Source organism: Raoultella sp., assembly GCF_039594335.1.
Lineage (GTDB): Bacteria > Pseudomonadota > Gammaproteobacteria > Enterobacterales > Enterobacteriaceae > Klebsiella.
The window spans coordinates 1-25,751 of record NZ_JBCNNS010000013.1; the positions used below are offsets into that span (position 1 = coordinate 1).

Annotated in this window: 20 protein-coding genes and 4 pseudogenes; 10 read left to right on the top strand and 14 right to left on the bottom strand. The window is 54.7% G+C overall.

What is annotated here, in order from left to right; translation table 11 throughout:
* From ACZAHD_RS03510 to ACZAHD_RS03520, 3 genes are all read right to left on the bottom strand, one after another.
* Positions 1–624, bottom strand: a 624-nt coding sequence (locus ACZAHD_RS03510; RefSeq protein WP_462455552.1) for a glucose PTS transporter subunit EIIB, incomplete at its 3' end; no start/stop codon positions are given.
* The gene (locus ACZAHD_RS03515; RefSeq protein WP_462455553.1) at positions 611–2,296 is read right to left on the bottom strand and encodes a glycoside hydrolase family 13 protein; all 1,686 of its coding nucleotides are present in this window, start codon (positions 2,294–2,296) and stop codon (positions 611–613) included. The genes ACZAHD_RS03510 and ACZAHD_RS03515, both read right to left, overlap by 14 nt.
* Positions 2,297–2,341: 45 nt before the next feature.
* Entirely contained in the window at positions 2,342–3,340 is a 999-nt protein-coding gene (locus ACZAHD_RS03520) for a LacI family DNA-binding transcriptional regulator (RefSeq protein WP_462455554.1), read from the bottom strand.
* 309 nt (positions 3,341–3,649) lie between these two features.
* Between ACZAHD_RS03520 and ACZAHD_RS03525 the strand changes: the two genes are divergently transcribed.
* A complete protein-coding gene (locus ACZAHD_RS03525; RefSeq protein WP_462455555.1) occupies positions 3,650–3,916 on the top strand; it encodes a putative hemolysin in 267 nt (88 codons plus the stop codon).
* On the opposite strand, the gene hslJ is transcribed toward ACZAHD_RS03525, so the two are convergent.
* From hslJ to ACZAHD_RS03540, 3 genes are all read right to left on the bottom strand, one after another.
* Entirely contained in the window at positions 3,913–4,335 is a 423-nt protein-coding gene (hslJ, locus tag ACZAHD_RS03530) for a heat shock protein HslJ (RefSeq protein ID WP_462455556.1), read from the bottom strand. The two genes, ACZAHD_RS03525 and hslJ, sit on opposite strands and share 4 nt — an antisense overlap.
* A gap of 125 nt (positions 4,336–4,460) precedes the next feature.
* A complete protein-coding gene (locus ACZAHD_RS03535; protein WP_462455557.1) occupies positions 4,461–5,450 on the bottom strand; it encodes a 2-hydroxyacid dehydrogenase in 990 nt (329 codons plus the stop codon).
* A gap of 146 nt (positions 5,451–5,596) precedes the next feature.
* A complete protein-coding gene (locus tag ACZAHD_RS03540; RefSeq protein WP_462455589.1) occupies positions 5,597–6,076 on the bottom strand; it encodes a DedA family protein in 480 nt (159 codons plus the stop codon).
* A 233-nt stretch (positions 6,077–6,309) separates the two neighbouring features.
* On the opposite strand from ACZAHD_RS03540, the gene ACZAHD_RS03545 reads away from it, so the two are divergent.
* Genes ACZAHD_RS03545 through ACZAHD_RS03555 form a run of 3 tightly spaced genes read left to right on the top strand, consistent with a single transcriptional unit; the run spans position 6,310 to position 9,462 of the window.
* Positions 6,310–8,949: a YdbH family protein gene (locus tag ACZAHD_RS03545; protein WP_462455558.1), complete on the top strand. Its 2,640-nt coding sequence runs from the start codon at positions 6,310–6,312 to the stop codon at positions 8,947–8,949.
* Positions 8,946–9,131 (top strand): YnbE family lipoprotein, encoded by a 186-nt coding sequence (locus ACZAHD_RS03550; protein WP_434645242.1) that lies wholly within the window; start codon positions 8,946–8,948, stop codon positions 9,129–9,131. The genes ACZAHD_RS03545 and ACZAHD_RS03550 overlap by 4 nt, the downstream gene beginning before the upstream one ends.
* Before the next feature lie 7 nt (positions 9,132–9,138).
* Positions 9,139–9,462 (top strand): YdbL family probable chaperone protein, encoded by a 324-nt coding sequence (locus ACZAHD_RS03555; protein WP_462455559.1) that lies wholly within the window; start codon positions 9,139–9,141, stop codon positions 9,460–9,462.
* Positions 9,463–9,554: 92 nt separating this feature from the next.
* On the opposite strand, the gene ACZAHD_RS03560 is transcribed toward ACZAHD_RS03555, so the two are convergent.
* From ACZAHD_RS03560 to ACZAHD_RS03570, 3 genes and pseudogenes are all read right to left on the bottom strand, one after another.
* Positions 9,555–9,989 (bottom strand): PTS sugar transporter subunit IIA, encoded by a 435-nt coding sequence (locus ACZAHD_RS03560; RefSeq protein WP_462455560.1) that lies wholly within the window; start codon positions 9,987–9,989, stop codon positions 9,555–9,557.
* Positions 9,979–11,444, bottom strand: a pseudogene (locus tag ACZAHD_RS03565) (sugar porter family MFS transporter). The gene ACZAHD_RS03560 and the pseudogene ACZAHD_RS03565 overlap by 11 nt, the downstream one beginning before the upstream one ends.
* Positions 11,445–12,424: 980 nt before the next feature.
* Positions 12,425–12,658, bottom strand: a pseudogene (locus ACZAHD_RS03570) (helix-turn-helix domain-containing protein); the annotation flags it as partial.
* Positions 12,659–12,733: 75 nt separating this feature from the next.
* Here ACZAHD_RS03570 and ACZAHD_RS03575 point away from each other — a divergent pair.
* The 3 genes and pseudogenes from ACZAHD_RS03575 to ACZAHD_RS03585 form a co-directional block, all read left to right on the top strand.
* Positions 12,734–13,462, top strand: coding sequence for a hypothetical protein (locus ACZAHD_RS03575; RefSeq protein ID WP_462455592.1), 729 nt, complete (start codon positions 12,734–12,736; stop codon positions 13,460–13,462).
* A gap of 122 nt (positions 13,463–13,584) precedes the next feature.
* Positions 13,585–14,475: an oxidoreductase gene (locus tag ACZAHD_RS03580; RefSeq protein ID WP_462455590.1), complete on the top strand. Its 891-nt coding sequence runs from the start codon at positions 13,585–13,587 to the stop codon at positions 14,473–14,475.
* A gap of 156 nt (positions 14,476–14,631) precedes the next feature.
* Positions 14,632–14,919, top strand: a pseudogene (locus tag ACZAHD_RS03585) (LbetaH domain-containing protein); the annotation flags it as partial.
* 25 nt (positions 14,920–14,944) lie between these two features.
* Here the strand turns inward: ACZAHD_RS03585 and ACZAHD_RS03590 are convergent.
* Both ACZAHD_RS03590 and azoR read right to left on the bottom strand, forming a co-directional pair.
* A complete protein-coding gene (locus ACZAHD_RS03590) occupies positions 14,945–15,280 on the bottom strand; it encodes a hypothetical protein (protein WP_462455561.1) in 336 nt (111 codons plus the stop codon).
* A 141-nt stretch (positions 15,281–15,421) separates the two neighbouring features.
* Complete coding sequence (gene azoR, locus ACZAHD_RS03595) at positions 15,422–16,027, bottom strand: FMN-dependent NADH-azoreductase (RefSeq protein ID WP_100685176.1); 606 nt, start codon at positions 16,025–16,027, stop codon at positions 15,422–15,424.
* Positions 16,028–16,228: 201 nt separating this feature from the next.
* Here azoR and hrpA point away from each other — a divergent pair, with 201 nt between their 5' ends.
* Entirely contained in the window at positions 16,229–20,131 is a 3,903-nt protein-coding gene (gene hrpA, locus ACZAHD_RS03600) for an ATP-dependent RNA helicase HrpA (RefSeq protein ID WP_462455562.1), read from the top strand.
* A gap of 101 nt (positions 20,132–20,232) precedes the next feature.
* Here the strand turns inward: hrpA and ACZAHD_RS03605 are convergent, their stop codons facing one another.
* Positions 20,233–20,892 (bottom strand): O-methyltransferase, encoded by a 660-nt coding sequence (locus ACZAHD_RS03605; RefSeq protein WP_462455563.1) that lies wholly within the window; start codon positions 20,890–20,892, stop codon positions 20,233–20,235.
* Between the two features lie 292 nt (positions 20,893–21,184).
* Positions 21,185–22,459 (bottom strand): Glu/Leu/Phe/Val family dehydrogenase, encoded by a 1,275-nt coding sequence (locus ACZAHD_RS03610; protein ID WP_462455564.1) that lies wholly within the window; start codon positions 22,457–22,459, stop codon positions 21,185–21,187.
* A 393-nt stretch (positions 22,460–22,852) separates the two neighbouring features.
* Between ACZAHD_RS03610 and ACZAHD_RS03615 the strand changes: the two are divergent.
* Positions 22,853–23,440 (top strand): annotated as a pseudogene (locus ACZAHD_RS03615) (hypothetical protein); the annotation flags it as partial.
* Between the two features lie 323 nt (positions 23,441–23,763).
* Positions 23,764–24,564 (top strand): YdcF family protein, encoded by an 801-nt coding sequence (locus ACZAHD_RS03620; RefSeq protein ID WP_462455565.1) that lies wholly within the window; start codon positions 23,764–23,766, stop codon positions 24,562–24,564.
* An 88-nt stretch (positions 24,565–24,652) separates the two neighbouring features.
* On the opposite strand, the gene gap is transcribed toward ACZAHD_RS03620, so the two are convergent.
* Entirely contained in the window at positions 24,653–25,651 is a 999-nt protein-coding gene (gene gap / locus ACZAHD_RS03625) for a type I glyceraldehyde-3-phosphate dehydrogenase (RefSeq protein WP_462455566.1), read from the bottom strand.
* Between the last annotated feature and the right edge of the window lie 100 nt (positions 25,652–25,751).

Genomic DNA, 25,751 nt, shown 5'->3' on the forward strand with positions numbered 1-25,751 from the left:
CGAGGTATGTCCATACGCCACGTCATAGGCATTGGGGAGTGCCGGAGAGACCAGCATCAGGCCAATGAGAAAGCCGATAATCGGCGTGCCGCCAAATTTCTTGAAGGCCGACCAACAAATAAATGCGGCGAGAAAAGCAAACGCGGTGTCGCACAGTACCGTCGTCAGGGTCTTGAGATAAACGGGAATATCCTGCACGCTACTGCCAAAAAGAGACAGCACGGTATCATTAAACATGACCCCTTTCAGCCCCAGAAACAGCCCGGTGGCACCCAGTATCGGCACGATGGGAACAAAGACGTCAGAAAGGTTTCTGATCCCTCGCTGTAGTCTCCCGGCGTGCTGTCGGGTCATTTCGTCTTTACTGACCTCCGCCACCTGAAATTCGGCCATAAATGCCTGATAAACTTTATTGACGATGCCGGTACCCAGGATGGTCTGATACTGGCCGGAATGGTAAAAGACACCTTTCACTTCACTAATATTACGTATTTTTTCATCATCAATACTCTGGCGATCCTTTACCTGTAAGCGCAAACGTGTCGCACAGTGGGTCGCCGAAGCGATGTTATCCTTGCCAATCGTATTGACGATATCAGCAGCGATATTTTTATATTTGCTCATTTTTAGCATGTACCTTAATGAGAAGGGTCTGGTAGGGTTGCAACGGAGAAGTCATATTGTCGTTATTGCTGAGTAAAATTTCGCCGTCAGGTAAGGCAAACGGCTGCGCTTTGCTGCTCAGATTAGTGATGCACAGAATACGCGCGTCGGCGGAACATCGCTCATAAGCGATAATGTCATCGGCAACGTTGTTCAGCGGTGTAAACTGGCCATAAATAAGCGTCTCGGGAAACGCGATATTTCTCAAGGCAATCATGCGCTGATAAAACGAAAAAACGGAGTTTTCCCGCGAGGTCTGCTCTTGCGCATTCAGCGAAAAATCGTCGGATGTAAACGCCAGCCACGGTTTAGCCCCTTGATTAAACCCGCCGTTGCTGCCGTTGGACCACGGAAATGGCGTGCGCGCATTATCCCGCGAACGTTGGTTAATAAACGCCATTGCCTCATCTGCACTAAAGCCTTCCGCCAGAGAACGGGAGTAGTTGTCGAGGCTGGAAATATCATCAAATTCGCTAATATCTGTGCGGCTGAAGTTTTTCATCCCCAGCTCCTGCCCCTGATAGATAAAAGGCGTGCCGTGCATAAAAAAGTACATCGCCGCCAGCGCCATGGCGCCGGTGTCATTCTGGTAGTTAACGTCCTTGACCAGCTTAGACAGAGCGCGAGGCTGGTCATGATTTTCGATAAACGAGGTACCCCATCCCGCGCGGATAAACGCAAGCTGACTGGCGAACAGGGTTTCTCTGAACTCTTTGACACCCCAGTCGCATTGCCGGAACCATTCAGAACCATTTTCCACGTCGATATCGGCGGCATGAAAATCAAAGATCATGTCGAAATATCCTTCGGGCCCGATAAAGCGCTCGTACTCATCCAGCGGCACGCCAGGCGCTTCCCCAACGGTTACGCAATGATATTTTCTGAAGGTTTTTTCTTTTAGCTCGTTCAGGAAAATCTCAATTCCCGGTCTGTTACGGGTTTTATTTTTGATGGAGACGAGGCCATCGATACCATCCGCCGGAAGAGAGCCGAAATCCTGGTCCTTTTTGATAAAGGTGATTGCATCGATGCGAAAACCCGCGATCCCTTTATTCAGCCACCAGTTAATCATTGCATAGATATTTTCACGTAATGCCGGATTTTCCCAGTTCAGGTCAGGTTGCTTTTTATGGAAAACATGGAGGTAGTACATCGCTTCGCCGGGGACTTTTTCCCACGCGCTACCGCCAAAAATGGAACGCCAGTTATTGGGTGGTGCGCCGTTAACCTCGGGTTTAAAGATGTAATAGTCGCGATAGGGTGAATTAGGATTTGCCAGCGCCTGCTGAAACCAGGCGTGCTCGTCGCTGGTATGATTGACGACCAGATCAATCATCACTTTTATGCCCATTTCTCCCGACCGGGCGATCAGTTCATCGACATCCTCCATGCTGCCAAAGTCAGGGTTCACAGCAAAATAATCGGCAATATCGTATCCGTTATCCGCCATCGGCGAGCGATAGAACGGTGATACCCAAATCACAGTGATACCTAGCGTCTTGAGATAAGGCAGTTTCTCGATGATGCCGCGAATGTCGCCGACCCCATCATTGTTGCTGTCATAAAAACTCTTTGGATAGATCTGATAGATGACAGATTCCTTCCACCATGCGGATTGCCGGGGAATATTCATAACTTCTCCTTGATATGAAATCGATACCATATTGAGATAAAAAAATTAAGCGGACGCTCTGATAATCAATTCAGATTGCAGATCTTTTTCATCGTACTGATAACGCGTGCCGTTAATGAGCGAAAGCAGACGCTCAATCGAAATTCGCCCCAGCTGCTCCACAGGCTGGCTGACGGTGGTGAGAGGGACGTTAATCATTTCCGCGATCGGTAAATTATCGAAACCCATTACCGCAAGATCGGTCGGAACCTTAATACCCCTGGCGGTCAGATTGGCAATTAAACCGCACGCCACCTCGTCACTGCCGGCAAAGATGGCATCGGGACGTTTATCGATATCCATCTGCATAATGTTATCGGCAAGACGCTGCCCGTCTTTATAGGTATGCATCTGGCGGAAAATCAGCGCGGGATCAATAGTCAGCTTGCCCGCCTGCATGGCTTCACTAAAGCCGTTATTTCTTCTGCTGCCGTGACCTTTTTGTTGAAACGCGCCGCCGGTGGAGTAGGCGATTTTTTTATAGCCTTTGTTAATCAGGTACATCACAGCGTTATAGGTCGCCTGGCGATCGTCAACTTTTACTACCGGCAGGCTGATATTATCAACGCTGGTATTACACAGCAGGATCGGGCCATATTGCTGATATTTTTCCAGCACATTTTTATCGTTTTCGACGGCGCATAAAATAAGGCCATCGATAATTTTCTTCTTCAGCAGATCGAGGCAATTCTTTTCTTCACCCGCGCTGTCGTGGTTTTGCACGATCAGTACCGAATAGCCGTTTTTGCGCGCGGTGACCTCCAGCGCGTCGACCAGGCTTGCGAAAAACGGGTTAGTGATCCGCGAGATAAGCACGCCGATACGGTATGTTTTTACCCCACGCATCTGCTGGGCAACAGTACTCGGCTCGTAATCAAGCGCCTTCATTGCCGCCAGAATCTTCTCTTTTTTATCATCGGAGATATAGGGATGATTATTCAGGAAGCGGGAGACCGTCGTGACGGATAGTCCTGCTTTTTCTGCTACGTCTTTTATCGTTGCCATATGAATTTATGAAATCGTTATCATAGTGTCGTAAGCTATTTTCAGCAGTTGATTAAGTCAACAACCTTTTTTAAAACATGATCGGCTTCACAACAAAATTCACGCTGCGGGTCTCTACGATAGCCGCTCATCTTCGACGCGTTTTCTGGAAACGGGTTAGCCCCCGACGAGATCAACATTTGGGCGGAAAATTTGCTAAAAAATGTTAACAAGACGCATAAATACGTACTTCGCCTCTCGACGCGGCGCGCTGAGCTGCCTATTATCCCTAGGCTTGTTCATTTTAAGATATATCTGAGGGGAGAGACGATGCGAGCTGCGTTTTTAGTAGGGTGTGCCGCGTTATTATTGTCGGCCTGTAGTAGCGAACCTGTTCAACAGGCGACAGCGGCACACGTGTCGCCGGGAATGCGTGCCGCGATGAGCAGCTCAGGGCAGGCGAACTGCGCGATGATTGGCGGCTCATTGTCCGTGGCACGACAGCTTGACGGTTCGACGATCGGCATGTGCGCGTTACCTAACGGCAAGCGCTGCAGCGAGCAGGCGTTAGCGGGTGGAAACTGCGGTAACTACTAGTTAACCAGGTCGGCGAGTTTATACACCAGGGTCCGATCGGCAGTGGCCAGCGTCAACTGATTTTCCGTCAGATCAACCTGTGCGCCATCATGCAGCATTTTGCTCAGCCCATTATCCAGCGTATTCAGCTGAGAATCGGTGCACAGCATACGGGTCATCGCCAGCGTTTTGACCTTCAGCTCGCCGCCGTTGATTTTGCCTTTACCGCTAAAGTGGTTGCACATATTCCCTGACACATACATATCTTCGCCAAAACTCAGCTCTAGCGGTTTGGTTCCCGCCTTCAGGGCCTGGCCATTCACGCTGGTCAGGACGAAACGATGGTGCTGAAGTTGCTCCGCGCCGGTGGAGACCTTGCTGTTGTAGACGCAGCCAGATAACAGTACTCCTGCCGCCAGCAGTGCAGCATACTTGTTCATTTTTCCTCCAAAACTATTTATCACATCTGTTAAATACGCACAGTTTAACTTTACTGCAGGCAATTTCTGTGGGGGTTATCTGAATGTGCCCCCCGTGGAAGGAGGGCACAAAAGGGGAAGAACGATCAGACCAGCGCGTTCGGGCAGGTTTCGCCAGCATCGACCTGGCGCAGGTTATCCAGGGTCGTTTGCGAAATGCTGATCAGCGCTTCGGCGGTGAGGAATGCCTGGTGCCCGGTGAACAATACGTTATGGCAAGCAGAGAGGCGACGGAAGACGTCATCCTGAATCACGTCATTGGACTTGTCTTCGAAGAACAGATCGCGCTCGTTCTCATATACGTCCATACCCAGCGCCCCGATTTTCTGGTGTTTCAGCGCATCGATCGCCGCCTGAGAATCAATCAACGCTCCGCGACTGGTGTTGATCACCATCACACCGTCTTTCATTTGCGCAAATGCCGCATGATTCAGCAGATGGTAGTTCTCTTCCGTCAACGGACAGTGCAGAGAGATAACATCGGACTGGGCATACAGCGTCGGCAAATCGACATATTCCACGCCAATATCCAGCGCTGCGGCGCTTGGATAGGGATCGAACGCCAGCAGGCGCATGCCAAACCCTTTCAGAATACGCAGCGCGGCAACGCCGATTTTGCCGGTCCCGATCACCCCGGCGGTTTTACCGTGCATGGTAAAGCCGGTTAAGCCTTCCAGTGAGAAGTTAGCATCGCGGGTACGTTGGTAGGCGCGGTGAATGCGGCGGTTCAACGACATCATCATGCCGACAGCGTGTTCAGCCACGGCCTCCGGCGAATAGGCGGGAACGCGGACAACGCGCAGACCCAGCTCTTTGGCCGCATCCAGATCGACATTGTTAAAGCCGGCGCAACGCAGGGCGATGTACTTCACGCCGTGTGCTTTTAGCTCTTCCAGGACCGGGCGGCTGCCGTCATCGTTGACAAATATGCACACGGCTTCACAACCGTTGGCCGTTTTCGCGGTTTTTTCAGTTAACAGGAAGTCGAAAAATTCGAGTTCAAAGCCATATGTATTATTAACATGCTGAAGGTACTTTTTATCGTACTGCTTTGTACTATACACAGCGATTTTCATAAGACTTTTCTCCAGTGATTATACCGTCACGGTAGCATATTTAAAATAATCGTACAAATTTTAAAAAATATTTTAACCTGGCGGATATAACATTAATTCTAGAGCATATCGCTGGGTTGAGGTATCTCTTTAAAACACAATGTATTTTACCAAAAACTGAAGCTGAAAGCACCGGGAGCCAGCAGGAGCAGCGGCCAGAGAAGCCCCGAGCTGACATTGGCCAGTTGAAAACGCCAGAATGGGGTGCCGCTGACGCCACTGACCAGCGGAAGGGTGGCGCGAAGCGGAGAGAGAAAACGTCCGAAAAATACCGCCCATTCGCCGTGGTGATGGAGAAATGCCAGGCTACGAGCCAGTCGCTCGCCACGCAGCCAGCGAAGCCGTAGCAGACGATGCTGGTGGCGCTGCCCCAGCCACCAGGAGATCCAGAATCCGCCGATTGCCCCCAGACTGGCGCTGAGCCACATAAATAAGAAGTGATTCAGGCTGGCGGAGGCGAGCGGGCCGAGCATCAGCAGTCCGGATGTGCCTGGCACCACCAGGGAAATCAGAGCACAGGATTTGCTGAAGGTCAGCAGGAAGACCAGCAGCAGCAGGAATGAATAGTGGCGCTGGGCATAGTCCATAAGTGAAACCAAAAATTCCACGAGATCCCCCTACTTGGTTGATCGATTCCGGCGAGTGTGACAGGGGCTGGCTAAATGGCGGTTAAATAAGCGAATGGCAAAAATTCACCCTAACGATGATGTCGCAGCAACTATTCTTAGGCAGGATAGAAACTTTCACTCACTGGTCGAACGTGCCACAATACACGCCACTTTCGGCTTTTACTTTTGTTGAATCAGGATATTAACTGCCCATGAAGGGTAAATATAAAGCCGCCATCGCGCTATTGTTAGCATTCATTCTGCTACCGCTGGCCTTGTTGTCGACGCTTACCCATTGGGTTCCTACCCTGGCAGGGATCTGGCTGCCTGAGGGAACCCGCATTGCGCTGCATGACAGTCCGCGCCTGACGCGTTCTGCGCTGCGCATTCCCGATTTACGCTATCTGGTTGGCGACTGCGAGCTGGCCCGGATAACCAACGCCCGGCTCTCCCATCCCAGCCGCTGGCGGTTGCAGGTTGACGAACTTGATATCAACAGCGCCTGCCTGAGCAAGCTGCCTGAAAGCGAACCGGCGTCCGGCGCGCCGCGCACGCTGGCGGAATGGCAGTCCATGCTCCCCTATAGCTGGTTAACGATTGAGAACCTGCGTCTCTCACCGTGGGAAAAGTGGCAGGGGCGGCTGGTCATGTCCTTAACTCCGCAGCAGCAGGATATCAGCTACAGCGGTAAAGAGCTGACACTCCAGGCGCGCCTGCGTGGCCAGGCGCTGACGGTGAGCGACTTTTCCGCGCAACTGATCGAAGGACAGGCGCCGGTGCAACTGGTGGGCGAGTTTCATATGCCGCTGGTGCCGGACGGTTTGCCGGTCGATGGCCATCTGACTGCCACGCTCGAATTCCCGCAGACGGCAGGGCTGGTTGATGCGGAACTGGAGTGGCAGAAAAACCGTGGACAGCTGCTGGTTACGCCGCGCGGCGATGTTCAGCCGATGCTCGATTTGCCCTGGGAAATCACCCCGGACCGTATTGCTATCAGCGATGGCCGCTGGAGTACCGAATATGCCGGGTATCCGCTAAGTGGCCGCGTCGCACTTTCGGTGGGCAACTGGCAACAGGGTACCGAGCAGATGCAGGTCAGTGGTCGTCTCAACGTTCTTACCCACGGGGATGCCGGGAAGGGGAACGCCGTGCTGACGATCGGTCCTGGCAAACTGAGCATGGACAACAGCGACATGCCGTTGCAGTTAACGGGCGAAGCCAAGCTCGGCGATCTGATTGTGTATGCCGTGCTGCCGGCGAACCTGAGCGGAGCGCTGACCGCGCCGGCGTTGACGTTCCATCCCGGTGCGCTGCTGCGTTCCCGCGGACGGGTCATTGATTCGCTCAATATTGATGAAGTTCGTCTGCCGCTGGCCGGAGTAAAGGTTACTCAGCAGGGCATAGACGGTCGTCTACAGGCCATTCTGCGCGCCCACGAACAGCAAATGGGCGACTTCACGCTGCATCTTGACGGTCAGGCCGACAACTTTATGCCCGATAGCGGCCGCTGGCAGTGGCGTTACTGGGGAGAGGGCCGCTTCACGCCGATGCAGGCGAAGTGGGACGTCAAAGGGGCCGGGGCGTGGATGGACAATTCGATTGTACTGAACAGCCTGTCGACGGGCTTCGATAAGCTACAGTACGGCACGATGCTGGTCAGCACACCGCGGTTAACCTTAGACGAACCCGTTCACTGGATGCGCGGCGAACAGCACCCTAAACTGACCGGCGCGCTATCGTTGGACGCGGGGAAAACCAGCTTTAGCAGCGGCAGCGAACTTCCTCCCTCCACCTTAAAGTTCAAGATCGACGGACGGGATCCCACCTGGTTTCAGTTCAACGGGACGCTCCACGCCAATAAGATCGGTCCCGTGCGGGTCACCGGGCGTTGGGATGGTGAACGTCTGCGGGGCCAGGCCTGGTGGCCGAAACAGTCGTTAACCGTGTTTCAGCCGCTGGTGCCGCCAGACTGGAAAATGAACCTGCGTGAAGGCATTTTGTATGCTCAGGTGGCTTTCTCTGCGGCGGCAGACCAGGGTTTTGAAGCCGGCGGTCACGGCGTCTTAAAAGGCGGCAGCGCCTGGATGCCTGACAATCAGATTAATGGCGTAGATTTTGTTCTGCCTTTCCGCTTTAGTCAGGGGACCTGGCGACTGGGGACCCGGCGTCCGGTATCGTTGCGTATAGGCGAAGTCGTCAACCAGGTGACGGCGAAAAACCTCTCGGCGGATCTGCAGGGCTCCTGGCCCTGGAGCGAGAGCGAACCGCTGCAACTGAGCAACGTCAGCGTGGATATTCTTGGGGGTAAGGTGACCATGCAGCAGCTGCGGATGCCGCAGCATGACCCGGCGCTACTGCGTTTACAGCACATCTCCAGCAGTGAACTGGTGAGCGCGATAAATATCAAGCAGTTTGCCATGTCTGGCGCCTTTAACGGCGCGCTGCCGCTGTGGCTGAACAATGACAAATGGATCATTAAAGACGGCTGGCTGGGTAACCCGGGACCGATGACCTTACGTCTTGATAAGGATATGGCGGATGCGATGGTCAACGACAATATTTCCGCCGGCGCGGCGATTAACTGGCTGCGCTATATGGAGATCTCCCGCTCATGGACGCGCATCGATCTCGATAATTTGGGCATGCTGACGCTGAAGGCAACCATCAGCGGAACCAGCCGCGTCGGGGAGCAGAGTAATACGGTGCATTTAAACTATTCTCATCAAGAGAATATTTTTGACCTGTGGCGCAGTTTACGTTTTGGCGACAATTTACAGGCATGGTTTGAGCAAAATGCCGTGCTCCCCGTGCGCAGCTGTACGGACAGTAAAAAGTGTAAGGAACAACAATGATGAAATTGCTAACGCCGGTACTGATGACGATGCTGCTGGCAGGCTGTACCCCGCGCATTGAAATCGCGGCGTCAAAAGAGCCGATCACCATTAATATGAATGTCAAAATTGAGCACGAGATTCATATCAAAGTGGATAAGGATGTTGAAGCATTACTGAAGTCGCGTAGCGATCTATTCTGAGGTGGCGATGAGAAAACGACTGTTAACGGCGGCGTTGGCGCTTGGCCTCCTCAGTTCATCGGCACTGGCGCTGACGCTAGGCGAGGCGCGGGAGCAAGGTCGGGTCGGTGAAACGTGGGATGGCTATCTGGCGCCGCTGCGTCAGGACAAAGAAACGCTGGATCTGGTCAAACGGATCAATGCGGCGAGGAGTGAAAGCTATCAACAACTGGCGGATGATAATAACCTGCCGGTTGATGAGGTGGCGAAAATGGCCGGACAAAAACTGGTCTCCCGGGCGCAGCCCGGTGAATATGTTCAGGGACTGAATGGCAAATGGTTGCGAAAATAGCGCGCCCACTGCTTTTGCCCGGCAGCAATGGCCGCTGATGAGAGGCCCTTTCATCAGCGGCGGAGAGGTCAGATGACGATCAAACGTTAGGGCTAGCGGTGTTGTTGGAGTATCGTCAAAAAGTCCTGCTTGCTGGAGATCAATGACAGCGCATTCGCAATGATTTCATCACTGAAAATAGAGGCGATGTCCTTCAGAACATCAATATGTTCCTTCTCTTTGGCAATCACGCCAATAGCGATAAACATGACGTTGCTTCTGTCCCAGATGACCCCGTCCGGGAACTGAAATATCTCTATTCCGGTTTTGAGGATGATATGGGTCGCGGATTTCGGCAGGTGCGGAAGGGTAATGCCATTGCCTAAAAAGGTGGAAACCTGACGCTCCCTTTCATCGAGAAAAGCGACGCAGTCTGCGCTGACGTAGCCTTTCTGTTTAAATTCCGCGCCGAGCAGGGCGAGGACTTCAGCCTTATTTTTTGCCTTGTAGCCAAGGTGAAGATTCTCTTGCGTAATATTAGCGATCATTGTGAGCGACCTCCGCGCCGTTATTCACCCGCGTATCATATTTATTAGACGATAGCTCTTCTTCTAATTGTTCCAGCGATTTGTTTGCGGTTTCCGGGAGCGCCGTGACCACAAAGATAATTGCTATATAGTTAATGGCCGCAAAAATCAGGAATACGGGGCCAAGGCCGAGTTTGGCCTGCAGCAGCGGAAACAGGTAGCTGACAATGGCATTCATGATCCACATGAAAAACACGGAAATCCCCATCGACAGGCCGCGGAATTTCAGCGGGAACAGTTCGGCCAGTACCACCCAGGTAATAAAGCCCATCGTCCCTTGCATGACCCCGACAAACATCGCGCCAAGCAGCCAGATGGCCGTCGCTTTGACATCGCCAACCAGCGTGTAATCAACACCGGCAATAATCAGGTGCAGCGTCGCCATAATCGCAAAGCCGTAAATAATGATGGTCTTGCGTTTAAAGCGGTCAACAAGGAAAAAGACCCCAACCAGCATTCCGCCCACGGAGAAGACGCCGTTGAGCACATTGCATATTAAAGAGGTTCTTTCTGAGAACCCGGCGGTACTGAGGATCTCGGTGCCATAGTACATAATGACATTGACCCCGGGGTCTGCTGCAACGCGGCCCAAATGATGCCCACCAGCAGTAATTTAAAAATCCACGGCGTAGTAAGAAGGGTGACAAATGCGCTTTGCGTACTGAATTTACGATCGGCTTCGACTTTAATAAGAGTAGAAATATCGGCAAATTCTTGCGCTGCACGTTCCGGCGAGCGGATCTGCTTTAAGACTTCCAGCGCTTCCTGGTGACGGTTTTTGCTGACCAGCCAGCGCGGACTTTCCGGTGAACGCAACATTCCGACAAATAAACAGATGGCCGGGATAGCCTGGACCATTAACATATATCGCCAGACTTCGGGGAGGTGGCCCCAGATGATGCCAATCACGGCGTTGATGGCAAATGCGGCAAGCTGCCCGATAACAATGGCGACCTCATTTAGCCCCGTGAGTTTACCGCGCATTTCAGTGGGAGCAACTTCAGAAATAAAGGTCGGTGCCGTGACGGAAGCGCCACCTACGGCATACCCCAGTAGAAAACGGGATATCAGCAATACGGTGATATTCGGCGCGAGGGCTGACATTACTGCCCCAATCAGGAAAATAAATGACAGACAGAGCAGATATTTTCGTCTGCCAAAATAATCGGCGAGGGTACCGCCAAAAACGCTGCCAATAGCCGCGCCCACAAGCAATACGCTCATGACCAGACCTTCCGTCGTCGGCGTCAGGCTCATATATTGCTTCAGTGAAGAAAATGCACCATTAATAACCCCGGTGTCATAGCCGAAAAGCAGGCCACCAAATGTTGCCACGAGCGTTATTTGGTGAAGCCGTTTTCTTTGCTGTACGTTCAGTTTCATGATAGCTGACATTTTCATCCCTTTTATTTTCATCAACAGCACCGGTTATTCTGTTTCTCTTCGCCACGGTTACAGTTTTATCCTGTCGAACGATGACGGTGGAAGCCAGACGGGTGGTGCGATTTTTCGTCTTCATCGCCATATGCCGATCAGCAACGGGCGATGAGACGTGTTTTTGATTGACGGTGTGTTATCAGTGTCTCTGGGTGGTGTATGGCATCTGTGATGCATGTCTGTCGATCTTCACACGGTTACCCGACAGCGCTTTTGCACAGAGCGGGCTGTGCGAATCCGGCACCGTGTTTGGTCTTGGCGCATAAAGCGAGGAAAGCCAACCTGCGCTACGGGGGAGTTTGCCGACGCCCCGTTGTTTTTCGTCGCCGGTGCTCCTTTCTGTGGAGAAACCGTCGTGCCCACAACGTCGTCAATGGCATGACCACGTTTCCTGTTGTCTGACGGGATAAATCTTGTTTCTGTTTCCTTCATGGTCTCCTCCGTGCTTGCGGGTTTGTGTACCGCAGAGAGTGGACAGATTGCGTTTATCGAAGAGTAATATGACACCCCAAAATGAAATAAAATCACAAATAGATCACATATTGGAAGTTTAATTTCATTTTGTTTGTTGGAGGTGAAAAGAATTCTGTCTTTTGAGTGAAAAAGATCTCATTTTATGCTATTGATATTTAATGATAATTTACGAATGGATTTGCGGGGTTTGCCAAAATAAGCTATTGAATTAAAAGTTAACCATTTGATAAGATTCACGCTTTTAACACCATGTGCTTATTAATGAAATTAAAATTCCATATTATGTTTTTTTATACGCTTTTGTTTTTAGGGCCAGAATCTGGTCTGGCGGGAACAGGGGCGAAATGCGCTGGATGAGGCTAGCGGCAACCTCAACGGTGGGCTCAGCAGCGGATAAAGCTATTTGCGCGGTGGTCTCAGAAGGAGACCGCTGTCAGAAGCGGGTGCCAGCTATGGCGGGTTTACGGCCCATTACCGTATAAAAATCAGCGGCAGCGCTTACGATATTCCCCAGGCGACACGCCAAAACGCTGTTTGAAGGCGGTAGAGAAGTGGCTGTGGTCGCTGAATCCCCAGCTATAGCCAATTCCTGCCAGCTTTTCGTCATCGCGGGCATTGCGCAGCGCCTGCGCGCAGAGATCGAGACGCCGGTTCGTAATATATTGTGCGACCACCAGACCCTTGTCGGCAAACAGCCGGTACAGGCTGCGAACCGACAAGTGTTGGTTTGTCGGCGTGCATGCTGATGTCGGCGGCGACTACGCGCAGTGCGGATTATCGGACATCACTCTGCAATGGATAATGGCAGAGGCCGGTGGACTGGGACTTACGCTGCTGCCGGGTATCGACGCTCAACTGGCTCCCGCCCTCATGGACTGCCGCATGATTCGGCCACCGGCATTTTTAAACGGCTGCATACCTGCCCGTGCAGCGTACCGCGGATTGTCGCCGGAAGTCCCGATGTCGATGCCAGCGTGATACAGCAGCAAAGTCGGCCGATGCTGCTCCACGGTCGTTACCGACCGCTCACCGATGTGACGGCAGAACACCCGGCGACCTTTGACGTTTTTGCGCGTGAGCGCTGGAATGCAACGGGGATCTGGTTTGAGGCGGGTGTTGAGTATCGCTTTATGTCCACCGGCAAATGGGGGGATGGCTCGGTGCCCTGCGATGCGGGCGGGACCGATGACGGTAAGTTTTATCCCGGCGAGGCCACGCAAATTATGGCTTCCGTTTCTGACAAACTGGAAGCGTTGTGGAAAGGGGGAAGCAAAAACCAGGATGTGGATTTTTGGCTTAGCAGACGCGTCGGTACGGCGCCATGGTTTGCGCTGATTGGCGTGGTTGCCAATCACGCGGATCCCGCGCCCGACGCGCCTGAGCCACGGCATGAGCTCGTTATTATCGGTAGCGGATGTCGGTTCACACCGTCTAAAAGCGGCTATTTTTACGCTTACGCCAACGATGCGTGGCAAATGTACGATAACAATCGCGGCAGCATCTCCCTGACGATTTCCCGCTAAATATGACAGGGCCGCGTACCCGTCGTTATCCGCGAACAGGGGTTGCTGAATCAGCGCATTTATCGCTACTGTTAATGCCTTCCCGCCATGGTGGCGGAGCTTATCATCAGGAGGCGGATATGATGTTGAAGGAGCCTGCCGTTGCCCTTCTTGGCCCCGGGGCGATTGGCACCACGATAGCCGCAGCGTTACATGAGGTGGGGCGCACGCCGGTGGTGTGCGGGCGAACATCTCATGCGCAGCTGCTGCTCAAATTCGATGGCGGAGAGATTACGGTCCCCGGTCCGGTACTGACCGACTCCACGGCCATTGTGCGGCCGTTTTCGCTGGTTTTCGTTGCGGTCAAAGCGACCCAGAACCCCGATATTGCCCCGTGGCTGACCGCGTTGTGCGATGAAAAAACGGTGGTGTGCGTGTTGCAAAATGGCGTCGAACAGCAGGCGCAGTTTGCCGATCACGTCGCGGGAGCGACGGTGTTGCCCGCGGTGGTGTGGTTTCCGGCGCAGCGCGAACCCGACTCCTCTGTCTGGCTGCGAGCGACGCCCCGGCTGACCTTGCCGGATCTGCCGCAGGCCCGGCTGGTACAGCAAACGCTGCAAGGCACCCGCTGCGCGGTGGAGCTGGCCGATGACTTCACCACCGTCGCCTGGCGTAAGCTGCTGCAAAATGCGGTGGCTGGTCTGATGGTGCTGACGGGCCGTCGGGCCGGTATGTTCGCCCGTGACGATATCACCGACATCGCGCTGGCCTATTTACGCGAATGCCTGCTCGTCGCGCGCGCGGAAGGCGCCAGGCTGAGCGACAGCGTGCCGCAGGAAATTGTCGACGGATTCCATCGTGCGCCGCCCGATCTCAGTACTTCGATTTTGATTGACCGCGAAAGCGGGCGGCCGCTGGAATGGGCGATTCGTAACGGCGTGATACAGCGCCGTGGGCGCCTGCACGGCATTGCGACGCCGCTGAGCGATCTTATTGTACCGCTGCTGGCGGCCGGCAGTGACGGGCCCGGCTGACGGGTAAAACGGCAGCGAGGATCTGGCGCTTCAAAATGCGCAGGTCCCGATTAACCTGACCAATCTTATCCCGGTGACCAGCGCGTATTGCCACCGTACCCGGCTCCCGGAGACAGTGGTGCTTTCAGCCGCCGGATAGCAGGCGGCATTCCGCGAGGCTTGGGCGCGGTGATGATCGACGGTGCGACCATCGGCGAAAACAGCATTGTCGGCGCATCGGCGTTTGTGAAGGCGAAAGCCGAGATGCCCGCCAACCATCTGATTGTCGGCAGCCCGGCAAAAGCGATCCGCACCCTGAGCGAGCAGGAGATCGCGTGGAAAAAGCAGGGGACGCGGGAGTATCAGGTGCTGGTTGAACGCTGCCAGCAGACGCTGCGTCAGGTGGAGCCGCAGAGAAAACGGCTGGCGTTTGATGAAAACCTGCGGCCGAAATCATCATCCTGAATCAGAGCCCTCCGGCATTGAGGGCCTAATATTTAGCCATCTCGCGAAAGAGTGCCGGGTTGGCCTGAATCGCCGCCAGCACTTTTGCCGCATGTCCCGTTGGGTTACGTCGGGCTTTTAATGGTACCCACGCTGGTTCTCTGCGGTTGCGAGGAAATAAATCACCCTCGCGCTGCCGCTTTTCCCCTGAGCACCTGTCGCCATCCTGATTTTCCGTAGCCCCCGTATTCTGGATGATATCCCCGGCATCCGGATTGCCAATGCGTTCTTTCTGCAGCGCCCGAAGCTCATCGTCAGTAGCAAGCGGTTTTATCTGCCGGGTAACCAGCGGCGTTTCGATAAATTCAATCGCACAGCACATGAGTAGGCCTCAAGCCGTGAGCGCTATCGTATATGTTGGAGGGTTTACAGGCAGATTGGGCTGCTGATTTTACGAGGCGTCGCGTAAGGTGGGTGACGGGGAGAAGAAACTCCCACCGGGCGGTGGGAGTGGCAATCTATATTACGCGGCAACCACGCTGTCGATGGCCGCTTTGGCATCGGACTGTGCTTTGGCTGCGACTTCCGGGCCGTAAGCAATGCCTTCGGCGAAGACAAAGTTCACATCGGTGATACCGATGAAGCCGAGGAAGGTAGACAGGTACGGCGTGACCAGGTCGGTCGGGGTATCTTTATGGATACCGCCACGGCTGGTCAGCACCACCGCACGTTTACCGGTCACCAGACCTTCCGGTCCTTTCTCGGTGTAGCGGAAGGTCACGCCGGCGCGAGCCACCAGGTCGAAGTAGTTTTTCAACTGGGTCGGGATGTTGAAGTTATACATCGGCGCCGCAATGACAATCACATCATTCGCTTGCAGCTCGGCGATCAGCTCGTCAGACAGCGTCAGCGCTTCCTGCTGGCGCGGAGTCAGCGGCGTGTCGCTCGGACGCAGCGCGCCAACCAGTTCACCATCCAGTACCGGAATCGGATTGGCTGCCAGGTCACGCACGGTGATCACATCATCAGCGTGCTGCTCACGCCATTGTTCAACAAAATAGTCGGACAGCTGACCAGATTGTGAGTACCCTGCCAGAATACTGGATTTCAGTACTAATACTTTACTCATGGGTGTTTCCTTATATGAGATTGACGGGTCGATACCCTGGTGCTTGTTGACACTGTATTCACAATCATGCCACAGAGAAAGCGCAATAAATCGAACTCTGTATTCAATTTTTTTGAACAAGGCATGCGATTCGCAGATGTGGTAATATACAGCAATACATCAAAAGAGATTTTTCCCGGCAGTGCACTGCCCGATAACGCTATGACAGAACAACAAAAGTTCACCTTCTCTCTGCTATTCCAACAGCTTGATGGCTTAATGCTGCGTGATAAGTCACGCTTTTCCCGTCGCCTGCATGGCGTGAAGAAAGTTAAAAATCCTGAAACCCAGCAATCCATTCTTCAGGAGATGGCACAAGAGATCGAACAAGCCGCAGGGAGAGTCCTGCTGCGTGAGGCATCGCGCCCGACGATTACCTACCCGGAAAATCTGCCGGTTAGCCAGAAAAAACAAGAGATTCTCGAAGCCATACGCGATCACCAGGTGGTGATTGTGGCGGGCGAAACCGGTTCGGGTAAAACCACCCAGTTGCCGAAAATCTGCATGGAACTGGGGCGCGGGGTGAAAGGGCTGATTGGCCATACGCAGCCGCGTCGTCTGGCGGCGCGCACCGTGGCGAACCGTATTGCCGAAGAGCTGCAAACGGAGCCGGGCGGCTGCATCGGCTATAAAGTTCGCTTTAGCGACCACGTCAGCGATAACACCATGGTTAAGCTGATGACCGACGGTATCCTGCTGGCGGAAATCCAGCAGGACCGGCTGCTGATGCAATATGACACGATCATCATCGATGAAGCGCACGAACGTAGCCTGAACATCGATTTCCTGCTGGGCTATCTGCGCGAGCTGCTGCCGCGTCGCCCGGACCTGAAAATTATTATCACCTCGGCGACCATCGACCCGGAACGCTTTTCGCGCCACTTTAACAATGCGCCGATTATCGAAGTGTCCGGGCGGACTTATCCGGTGGAAGTGCGCTATCGGCCGATTGTCGAAGAGGCGGATGATACTGAACGCGATCAGTTGCAGGCCATTTTCGATGCTGTGGATGAGCTGAGCCGTGAAAGCCTCGGAGATATCCTGATCTTTATGAGCGGCGAGCGTGAAATTCGCGATACCGCCGATGCGTTGAATAAGCTCAATCTGCGCCATACCGAAGTGCTACCGCTGTATGCGCGGTTATCGAACAGCGAACAGAACCGCGTCTTCCAGTCCCATAGCGGGCGGCGGATCGTGCTGGCGACCAACGTGGCGGAAACCTCGCTGACGGTCCCGGGCATCAAGTACGTTATCGATCCCGGCACCGCGCGCATCAGCCGCTACAGCTACCGTACCAAGGTGCAGCGTCTGCCGATTGAGCCGGTGTCTCAGGCCTCCGCTAACCAGCGTAAAGGGCGCTGCGGGCGTGTTTCCGAAGGGATCTGTATTCGTCTCTATTCCGAAGACGATTTCCTCTCGCGCCCGGAATTTACCGACCCGGAAATCCTGCGTACCAACCTGGCGTCGGTTATTCTGCAAATGACCGCCCTCGGGCTGGGCGATATCGCTGCGTTCCCGTTCGTCGAAGCGCCGGATAAGCGCAATATCCAGGATGGCGTGCGTCTGCTGGAAGAGCTGGGGGCGATTACGACCGACGAGCAACAGACCGCGTATAAGCTGACACCGATGGGCCGTCAGCTCAGCCAGTTGCCGGTTGACCCGCGTCTGGCGCGGATGGTGCTGGAAGCGCAAAAACACGGCTGCGTGCGTGAAGCGATGATCATCACCTCGGCGCTGTCGATTCAGGATCCGCGCGAGCGCCCGATGGACAAGCAGCAGGCCTCCGATGAGAAACATCGCCGCTTCCATGATAAAGAGTCCGATTTCCTCGCGTTTGTTAACCTGTGGAACTACCTCGGTGAGCAGCAAAAGGCGCTCTCCTCGAACCAGTTCCGTCGCCAGTGCCGCACCGATTTTCTCAACTATCTGCGGGTGCGCGAGTGGCAGGATATCTATACCCAGCTGCGCCAGGTAGTGAAAGAGCTGGGGCTGCCGATTAACAGCGAACCGGCGGAATACCGCGAAATCCATACTGCGCTGCTGACCGGCCTGCTGTCGCACATCGGGATGAAAGATGCCGATAAGCAGGAGTTTACCGGCGCGCGTAATGCTCGCTTCTCTATTTTCCCCGGTTCCGGGTTGTTTAAAAAGCCGCCGAAATGGACGATGGTCGCCGAACTGGTGGAGACCAGCCGCTTGTGGGGACGCATCGCCGCACGGATCGATCCGGAATGGATAGAGCCGGTGGCGCAGCATCTGCTTAAACGGTCATACAGCGAACCGCACTGGGAACGGGCACAGGGGGCGGTGATGGCGACGGAAAAAGTGACCGTCTACGGCCTGCCGATCGTCGCCGCCCGCAAAGTGAATTACAGCCAGATCGACCCGGGATTGTGCCGCGAGCTGTTTATCCGCCACGCACTGGTGGAAGGAGACTGGCAGACTCGCCACGCATTCTTCCGCGACAACCTTAAGCTGCGCACAGAAATCGAAGAGCTGGAGCATAAATCGCGCCGTCGCGACATTCTCGTCGATGACGAAACGCTGTTTGAGTTCTACGACCAGCGCATTAGCCATGACGTGATCTCCGCGCGCCACTTTGATAAATGGTGGAAAGCGGTCAGCCACGAAACGCCGGATCTGCTCAACTTTGAAAAGAGCATGCTGATTAAGGAAGGTGCGGAGCAGGTCAGTAAGCTCGACTATCCGAACTTCTGGCATCAGGGCAACCTGAAGCTGCGGTTGACCTATCAGTTTGAACCGGGCGCCGATGCCGACGGGGTGACGGTACATATTCCGCTACCGTTGCTTAACCAGGTGGAAGAGGCCGGGTTTGAGTGGCAGATCCCCGGCCTGCGCCGCGAGCTGATTATTGCGCTGATTAAATCGCTGCCGAAACCGGTGCGGCGTAATTTCGTGCCGGCACCGAACTACGCTGAGGCTTTTCTGGGCGGCGCGACGCCGCTGGAGTTACCGTTGCTGGATTCGCTGGAGCGCGAGTTGCGACGGATGAGCGGCGTCACCATCGACCGCGATGCCTGGCAGTGGGATCAGGTGCCCGATCACCTGAAAATCACCTTCCGGGTGGTGGATGACAAGAACAAAAAACTGGCGGAAGGGCGTTCGCTGCAGGATTTAAAAGAGACGTTGAAAGGCAAAGTACAGGAGACGCTTTCTGCGGTGGCTGACGATGGCATCGAGCAGCGCGGGCTGCACATCTGGAGTTTCGGCCAGTTGCCGGAGAGCTACGAGCAAAAACGCGGCAACTATAAAGTGAAAGCCTGGCCGGCGCTGGTGGATGAGCGCGACAGCGTGGCGATCAAGCTGTTTGATAATCCGCTGGAACAGCAGCAGGCGATGTGGCAGGGGCTGCGCCGTCTGCTGTTGCTGAATATCCCGTCGCCGATTAAGTATCTACATGAGAAGTTGCCGAATAAAGCCAAGCTGGGGCTCTATTTTAACCCTTACGGCAAAGTGCTGGATCTGATTGATGACTGTATCTCCTGCGGCGTCGATAAGCTGATTGATGAGGCAGGCGGCCCGGTGTGGAGCGAAGAGGCGTTTGCCGCGCTGCATGAAAAAGTGCGCGCCGAACTGAACGAAACGGTGGTGGAGATAGCCAGACAGGTCGAACAGATTCTGACCGCGGTGTTTAACATCAATAAGCGGCTGAAAGGGCGCGTCGACATGAGCATGGCGCTGGGACTGTCGGATATTAAGGCGCAGATGGGCGGGTTGGTCTATCGCGGTTTCGTTACCGGCAACGGTTTCCGTCGGCTGGGGGATACCCTGCGCTATCTGCAGGCGATTGAAAAACGGCTGGAGAAAATGGCCATCGATCCGCACCGCGACCGGGCGCAGATGCTGAAAGTGGAGAACATTCAGCAGGCCTGGCAGCAGTGGTTAAATAAGCTGCCGCTGGGGCGTCGTGGGGATGCAGATGTGCAGGAGATTCGCTGGATGATTGAGGAGCTGCGCGTCAGCTTCTTCGCCCAACAGCTCGGTACGCCGTATCCCATTTCCGATAAGCGGGTGCTGCAGGCAATGGAGCAGATCGTCGCGTAAGTGACGATCTGAAAGCGGCGGACTTTCCTGCTGGCGCGACGCTGAGTGGGCGACAAGGGTTAAGCGATCGGCTTACCCTGTTGCCTGCGCTGCGCGGACGTTTAGCCGTTCACCCACGCCAGCGTAAACCCATCCCAGCCTTTGCTGCCTACCGTTTGCAGCGCCGTGACCGTCAGACGCGGATCGCGGGCCATCATCTCGATAAAGCGTCGCACCCCCAGCACGCGATCGTCCTCGCTGTGCGGGTTGACCACCTCGCCATCGCGTACCACGTTATCGCCGATAATCAATGTTCCTGGTCGGGAATAGTGCAAGGCCCAGCGCAAATAATCGGGATTACTGGGTTTGTCGGCATCAATAAAAATCAGATCAAAAGGCGGGCGATCGCCGAGGGACTCCAGAGTCTCCAGTGCCGGACCTTCCCGCAGCGTAACCTGCTTATTGACCCCCGCCAGGCGTAGATTTTCCCGAGCCACCGCGGCATGGTGCGGGGAGGCTTCCAGGGTCAGCAGCTCGCCATCTTCTGGCAGCTCACGGGCCATCCAGATGGAGCTATATGCACCGAGCGTGCCGATTTCCAGCACCCGCTGCGCCCGCACCATGCGCACCAGCAGCGCCAGAAACTGCCCCTGATTGGCGGCGACGTCGTGAGCGGGTAGCCCGGCGCGCTGATTGTTCGCCAGCACCTGTGCGAGCAGCGGATCGTGGGGAATTAAAGCATCAACCAGATAACTGTCAACGGCAGACCATTTTTGTTGCATAAGCGATTTCCCGCGTTACATCCCTGATGAGTCAGACCCGCCGACTTCCAGCGACCGGTATCAATCCATCCGCGCCTGCTGCAGATTGTTTTTCACCTGCACGACGCTCATTTGCGTGGCGCCAGGTGTCGAGATATCCACCCAGGCATTGGCGGTTGAGGAACGACGCAAGAATGCTGTCGCCCAGGCTCCATAAGCGTAGCGGATTATCGGGCAGAGGGAGGCCAGTGGAATGCCCGGGCGCACGGGCAAAAAAAGCCCGGGCCATCGCCCGGGCGGTGGTCGCTGCATCTTAACCCGGATAGATACCGCGATCTTTACGCGCCATCAGGATACGCTCACAGGCGACGATATAGGCTGCGGTACGCAGCGAACACTCTTTGTCAGCGGCTTTCTCGCAGACATGGATGATCGCGTCCGTCATGATGCGGTCCATTTTGGCGTTGATCTCCTCTTCGCTCCAGAAGAAGCTCGCCATGTCCTGGACCCATTCAAAGTAGCTGACGGTCACACCGCCGGCGTTACAGATAACGTCCGGAACCACAATGACGCCACGTTCGGCAAGGACATCGTCCGCTTCCGGATAGGTCGGCCCGTTCGCCCCTTCCAGCACCAGCTTACAGGTCAGTTTTTCTGCGCGCTCGCGCGTGATCTGGCCTTCGAGCGCGGCGGGGATCAGAATGTCCATCTGGGTGGTCCAGAAGGCATCTTTGTCAATTTCGCGGGCACCCGGGAAACCGGCAATCTGTTTCTTCTCCGTCTGCCATGCGCTCAGGGCCGCCATATCAATGCCCCCTTCGTTATACAGGGTGGCGGTGTGGTCCTGAATCACCACGATACGCGCGCCCACCTCGGCGAACAGACGTGCGGCTTCGCTACCGACGTTACCGAAACCTTGCAGCGCCACTTTCGCGCCTTCAATTTCAATTCCGCAACGCCCAGCCACTTCACGGCCGGTAATAAAGACGCCGCGACCGGTGGCTTTTTCACGTCCCAGCGAACCGCCGAGGTGAATCGGCTTGCCGGTTACCACGCCGGTAATGGTGGTGCCATGGTTCATGGAGTAGGTATCCATCATCCACGCCATCACTTTACCGTTGGTGCCGACGTCCGGGGCCGGAATATCTTTTTGCGGCCCGATAATCAGGCCGATTTCGCTGGTATAGCGGCGGGTCAGACGTTCCAGCTCACCTTCTGACAGGCTGAACGGGTCGACGCGTACGCCGCCTTTCGCACCGCCGTAAGGAATATTGACCGCGGCACACTTGATGGTCATCCAGGCAGAAAGTGCCATCACTTCATTCAGGTCAACGTCTGGATGGTAGCGAACACCACCTTTACCCGGTCCGCGCGATAGATTGTGCTGGACGCGATAACCTTCAAAGTGGCGGATAGTACCATCATCCATCTGCACCGGAATGTCGACAATCAGCGCGCGTTTGGGGTGACGCAGAGTTTCCACCCAGTAGGCGAGATCGCCCAGATAAGGTGCGACGCGGTCGATCTGACGCAGGTAGGTTGTCCATGGAGATGTATGACTTTCAGATGCGTAAGATAACTTTTCCATAAGAGTCCTGTTCTCAATGTTATTTATGTCGTGTGAAACCGTGGAATAGGTACAGCAGTAAACTCTGTGTAATGAATGTTATCACCAATTTTATAAACCGGTATTTGATGGCTATTCCGAATTTTAAATTTTTGTTAGAAATTTGGTTTTTTGATTGCATAACTACGCAGCGAAAAACGCGCCCACGCCGTGCATTTATATGCATATTTTATGCAGTAAAGTGAGTAGTAAAGTAATTTTTTAATATTTATCATTATATTGATGATATTCAAAAAGTGAATAAAATGATAATGCTGGTCTTGACTTTGTGACATGACAGGGCCCAGCATGAGAGCACTTAATGCACAAGGTATTAACTGAGAGTTAACAAATACCCCTGTAAAATGTACTGGTGGTTTTTTTACCTATATGGTCATGCGGGCCATGGGCGAGGTGCTGCTCACCCGGCTTGATTACCGTTCTTTCGCCGATTTCGTCGGCGATTACCTCGGTCCGCAGGCCAGCTTCTATTTAGGCTGGACCTACTGGCTGAGCTGGGTGGTGACCTGTATCGCCGACGTGGTGGTGTGCGGCAGCTATATGCAGTACTGGTTTTCGCAGATGTCAGCCTGGATGCCGGCGCTCAGCACCCTCGGCATTCTGTTCCTGGTACCGAACGTGATGACGCTGTTTACCATTGTGTCGACACTGGCGGCAATTATGGTGGTATTCAGTTGGGGGATGATTCTGGTGGCTTATCTGGTGTACCGCTACAAGCGTCCGGATCTGCATGAGCAATCGACGTTCAAGATGCCGGCAGGTGTTGTCATGAGCGGGATCTGCCTGCTGTTTTTCGCCTTCTCGTTTTTTATGATGATTTTCGATCCGGACACGCTGAAAGCGTTGATGGCGACGCCGCTGTGGTTTGTGGTGCTGTGGCTGTTCTGGACGTTAAAACGGAAGCGGGAAGGGCGAATACAGCTGGAGAAGCTGAACGCCTGATCTGACGCCGACAGCCACGAGTCTGCTGTCGGCGTCGTCTTAACCAATCAGCATCCGCCTGAGTAGCCATCGTTCCAGCCAGATACCGGTCGCCGTCCCGCGCGCCTTTTGTCGAGATATCACGCGGTCAAAATGATTATTAGTGAGCCCAGGCGCTCATTAATGGCATCATTACGCTGAACGATTCAGGTGCAAGCCAATCGGTTTAGCTATGGTGGATTCTTTATCGTGACGAATTACCATTGATGACCCGGCGCCGTGGACGACGGTTTATGCCATGGTCGGACGTCCGTGATAGATGAGATGGCACGAAAGGAGCGAGTATGACTGAGTATTTCCCATCCCTGCCGGATGCCACGCTGGCGGCAGCCAACCGCCTGGGTCAGTGGCTGGCGTTGGATGATTTTACCGCCGAGGCGCCGAGGCCAGCGGTGGATATTGTGGTGTTGGCGGGCAATGCAGTGATCCCGACCATTGACGCGGCCTGTCGGCTGGCGGCGGACTCCGGGGTTCCGCTGCTGATTAGCGGCGGCGTTGGTCACTCCACTGTCTTTCTCTACGACGCGGTACGTCACGATCCGCGCTATCGGTCGCTGCCGGTTGACGGGCGCCCGGAGGCGCATATCCTCGCCGATATTGCCCACCGTTTCTGGCAGATCGCTCGCGACATGATCGTGGTTGAGGACCATTCCACCAACTGTGGTGAAAACGCGAGCTTTACCCGTGAGATGCTGGCGGCGACGGGATTGGCTCCTCGCGCCGGCGTGGTGCTCCAGGATCCGACGATGCAGCGGCGGACCATGGCGACCTTCGCCCGCGTCTGGCAGGGAGAGGCGGTTGTGCCGCAATGGTACAGTATGCCGGGTTGCGCGCCGCTACTGGGCAATACGGAAAACGGGCTGGCTTTTCGCGGTGACTCTGCCGGACTGTGGCCGGTCGGACGTTATCTGTCGCTGATCCTTGGAGAGCTGCCGCGGCTGCTGGATGCGCCACAGGGATACGGCCCGCGCGGAAAAGATTTTATCGTCCATGTGGATATCCCTGCGGAGATCCTTGACGCCGGACAACGGCTGAGTGAAGACAGCCTGCTGAGCGACGCGCTGAATGCCCGGGCGCCTGGCTGAGGGGCGTCCGTTTACACATCAGCGCCGGATGTTGGCCGACAAAAAAGCGGATAGCCGGGCTACCCGCCTGGTTTCGCCGCCGCGATGGCTAGCGGGCAAATTTATCCAGCACGCGGATTAGCTGGGTGACAAAACCGTACTCGTTATCGTACCAGGCCACGGTTTTGACCAACTGCAGGTCACCGGCTTCAGCGACTTCAAGCTGGGTGGCATCGTAAATAGAGCCGAAGTGGCTGCCGATAATGTCGGAAGAGACGATCTCTTCTTCGGTGTAGCCGAAGGATTCGTTGTTCTCCGCCGCTTTCTTCATCGCCTGATTGACCTCATCGGCGGTGACTTTTTTCTCCAGGATGGAGACCAGTTCAGTGACTGAGCCGGTTTTGGTCGGCACGCGCTGGGCGTGACCCTTTAGCTTGCCGCTGAGCGCAGGAATCACCAGCCCGATGGCTTTCGCCGCCCCGGTGGTGTGCGGGATGATGTTTTCCGCTGCCGCGCGCGAGGCTCGTAAATCTTTCCCCCGCGGGCCGTCTACCAGCGACTGAGTGCCAGTGTAGGCATGAATGGTGGTCATGGTGCCGATTTTAATGCCGAAGGCGTCGTTGAGGACTTTGGCCATCGGCGCGAGGCAGTTGGTGGTACAGGAGGCGACGGAAATGATGGTGTCATCGTCAGTCAGGGTATCGTCGTTGACGTTATAGACGATGGTCTTCATGTCACCGGCAGGGGCGGAGATCAGGACTTTTTTCGCTCCGGCATCAAGGTGAGCCTGTGCCTTCTCGGTTGACGTGTAGAAGCCGGTACACTCGACAATCAGTTCGGCACCCACCGCTTTCCACGGAATATGCCCGGCTTCTTTCTCGGCATAGACGGTAATTTTTTTGCCGTTAACAATCAGCGCATCTTCCGTAAAATCAACGCTCCACGGGAACGGTCCGTAGTTCGAATCATGTTTTAACAAATAGGCCAGCACCTTCGGCGAGGTCAGATCGTTGATTGCCACCACTTCAAGCGGGCTGTTCACTTCCAACAAACGGCGTAGTACCAGACGTCCGATACGACCAAAGCCATTAATCCCGAGTTTGCTCATGTAAAGCCTCCGGTAGGATGGTGAGTGAGGTTGTGGGTATAAGACACTCCAGGCATACTCTACTGATGGCGAATCAGCAACCCGGAAAGCCTCCCTATCC

Excerpts from the sequence above, each read along its gene's own strand:
- ACZAHD_RS03515 (WP_462455553.1), bottom strand. The coding sequence starts at position 2,296 with ATGAATATTCCCCGGCAATCCGCATGGTGGAAGGAATCTGTCATCTAT.
- ACZAHD_RS03520 (WP_462455554.1), bottom strand. The coding sequence starts at position 3,340 with ATGGCAACGATAAAAGACGTAGCAGAAAAAGCAGGACTATCCGTCACG.
- ACZAHD_RS03525 (WP_462455555.1), top strand. The coding sequence starts at position 3,650 with ATGCGAGCTGCGTTTTTAGTAGGGTGTGCCGCGTTATTATTGTCGGCC.
- hslJ (WP_462455556.1), bottom strand. The coding sequence starts at position 4,335 with ATGAACAAGTATGCTGCACTGCTGGCGGCAGGAGTACTGTTATCTGGC.
- ACZAHD_RS03535 (WP_462455557.1), bottom strand. The coding sequence starts at position 5,450 with ATGAAAATCGCTGTGTATAGTACAAAGCAGTACGATAAAAAGTACCTT.
- ACZAHD_RS03540 (WP_462455589.1), bottom strand. The coding sequence starts at position 6,076 with ATGGACTATGCCCAGCGCCACTATTCATTCCTGCTGCTGCTGGTCTTC.
- ACZAHD_RS03545 (WP_462455558.1), top strand. The coding sequence starts at position 6,310 with ATGAAGGGTAAATATAAAGCCGCCATCGCGCTATTGTTAGCATTCATT.
- ACZAHD_RS03550 (WP_434645242.1), top strand. The coding sequence starts at position 8,946 with ATGATGAAATTGCTAACGCCGGTACTGATGACGATGCTGCTGGCAGGC.
- ACZAHD_RS03555 (WP_462455559.1), top strand. The coding sequence starts at position 9,139 with ATGAGAAAACGACTGTTAACGGCGGCGTTGGCGCTTGGCCTCCTCAGT.
- ACZAHD_RS03560 (WP_462455560.1), bottom strand. The coding sequence starts at position 9,989 with ATGATCGCTAATATTACGCAAGAGAATCTTCACCTTGGCTACAAGGCA.
- ACZAHD_RS03575 (WP_462455592.1), top strand. The coding sequence starts at position 12,734 with ATGGATAATGGCAGAGGCCGGTGGACTGGGACTTACGCTGCTGCCGGG.
- ACZAHD_RS03580 (WP_462455590.1), top strand. The coding sequence starts at position 13,585 with ATGTTGAAGGAGCCTGCCGTTGCCCTTCTTGGCCCCGGGGCGATTGGC.
- ACZAHD_RS03590 (WP_462455561.1), bottom strand. The coding sequence starts at position 15,280 with ATGTGCTGTGCGATTGAATTTATCGAAACGCCGCTGGTTACCCGGCAG.
- azoR (WP_100685176.1), bottom strand. The coding sequence starts at position 16,027 with ATGAGTAAAGTATTAGTACTGAAATCCAGTATTCTGGCAGGGTACTCA.
- hrpA (WP_462455562.1), top strand. The coding sequence starts at position 16,229 with ATGACAGAACAACAAAAGTTCACCTTCTCTCTGCTATTCCAACAGCTT.
- ACZAHD_RS03605 (WP_462455563.1), bottom strand. The coding sequence starts at position 20,892 with ATGCAACAAAAATGGTCTGCCGTTGACAGTTATCTGGTTGATGCTTTA.
- ACZAHD_RS03610 (WP_462455564.1), bottom strand. The coding sequence starts at position 22,459 with ATGGAAAAGTTATCTTACGCATCTGAAAGTCATACATCTCCATGGACA.
- ACZAHD_RS03620 (WP_462455565.1), top strand. The coding sequence starts at position 23,764 with ATGACTGAGTATTTCCCATCCCTGCCGGATGCCACGCTGGCGGCAGCC.
- gap (WP_462455566.1), bottom strand. The coding sequence starts at position 25,651 with ATGAGCAAACTCGGGATTAATGGCTTTGGTCGTATCGGACGTCTGGTA.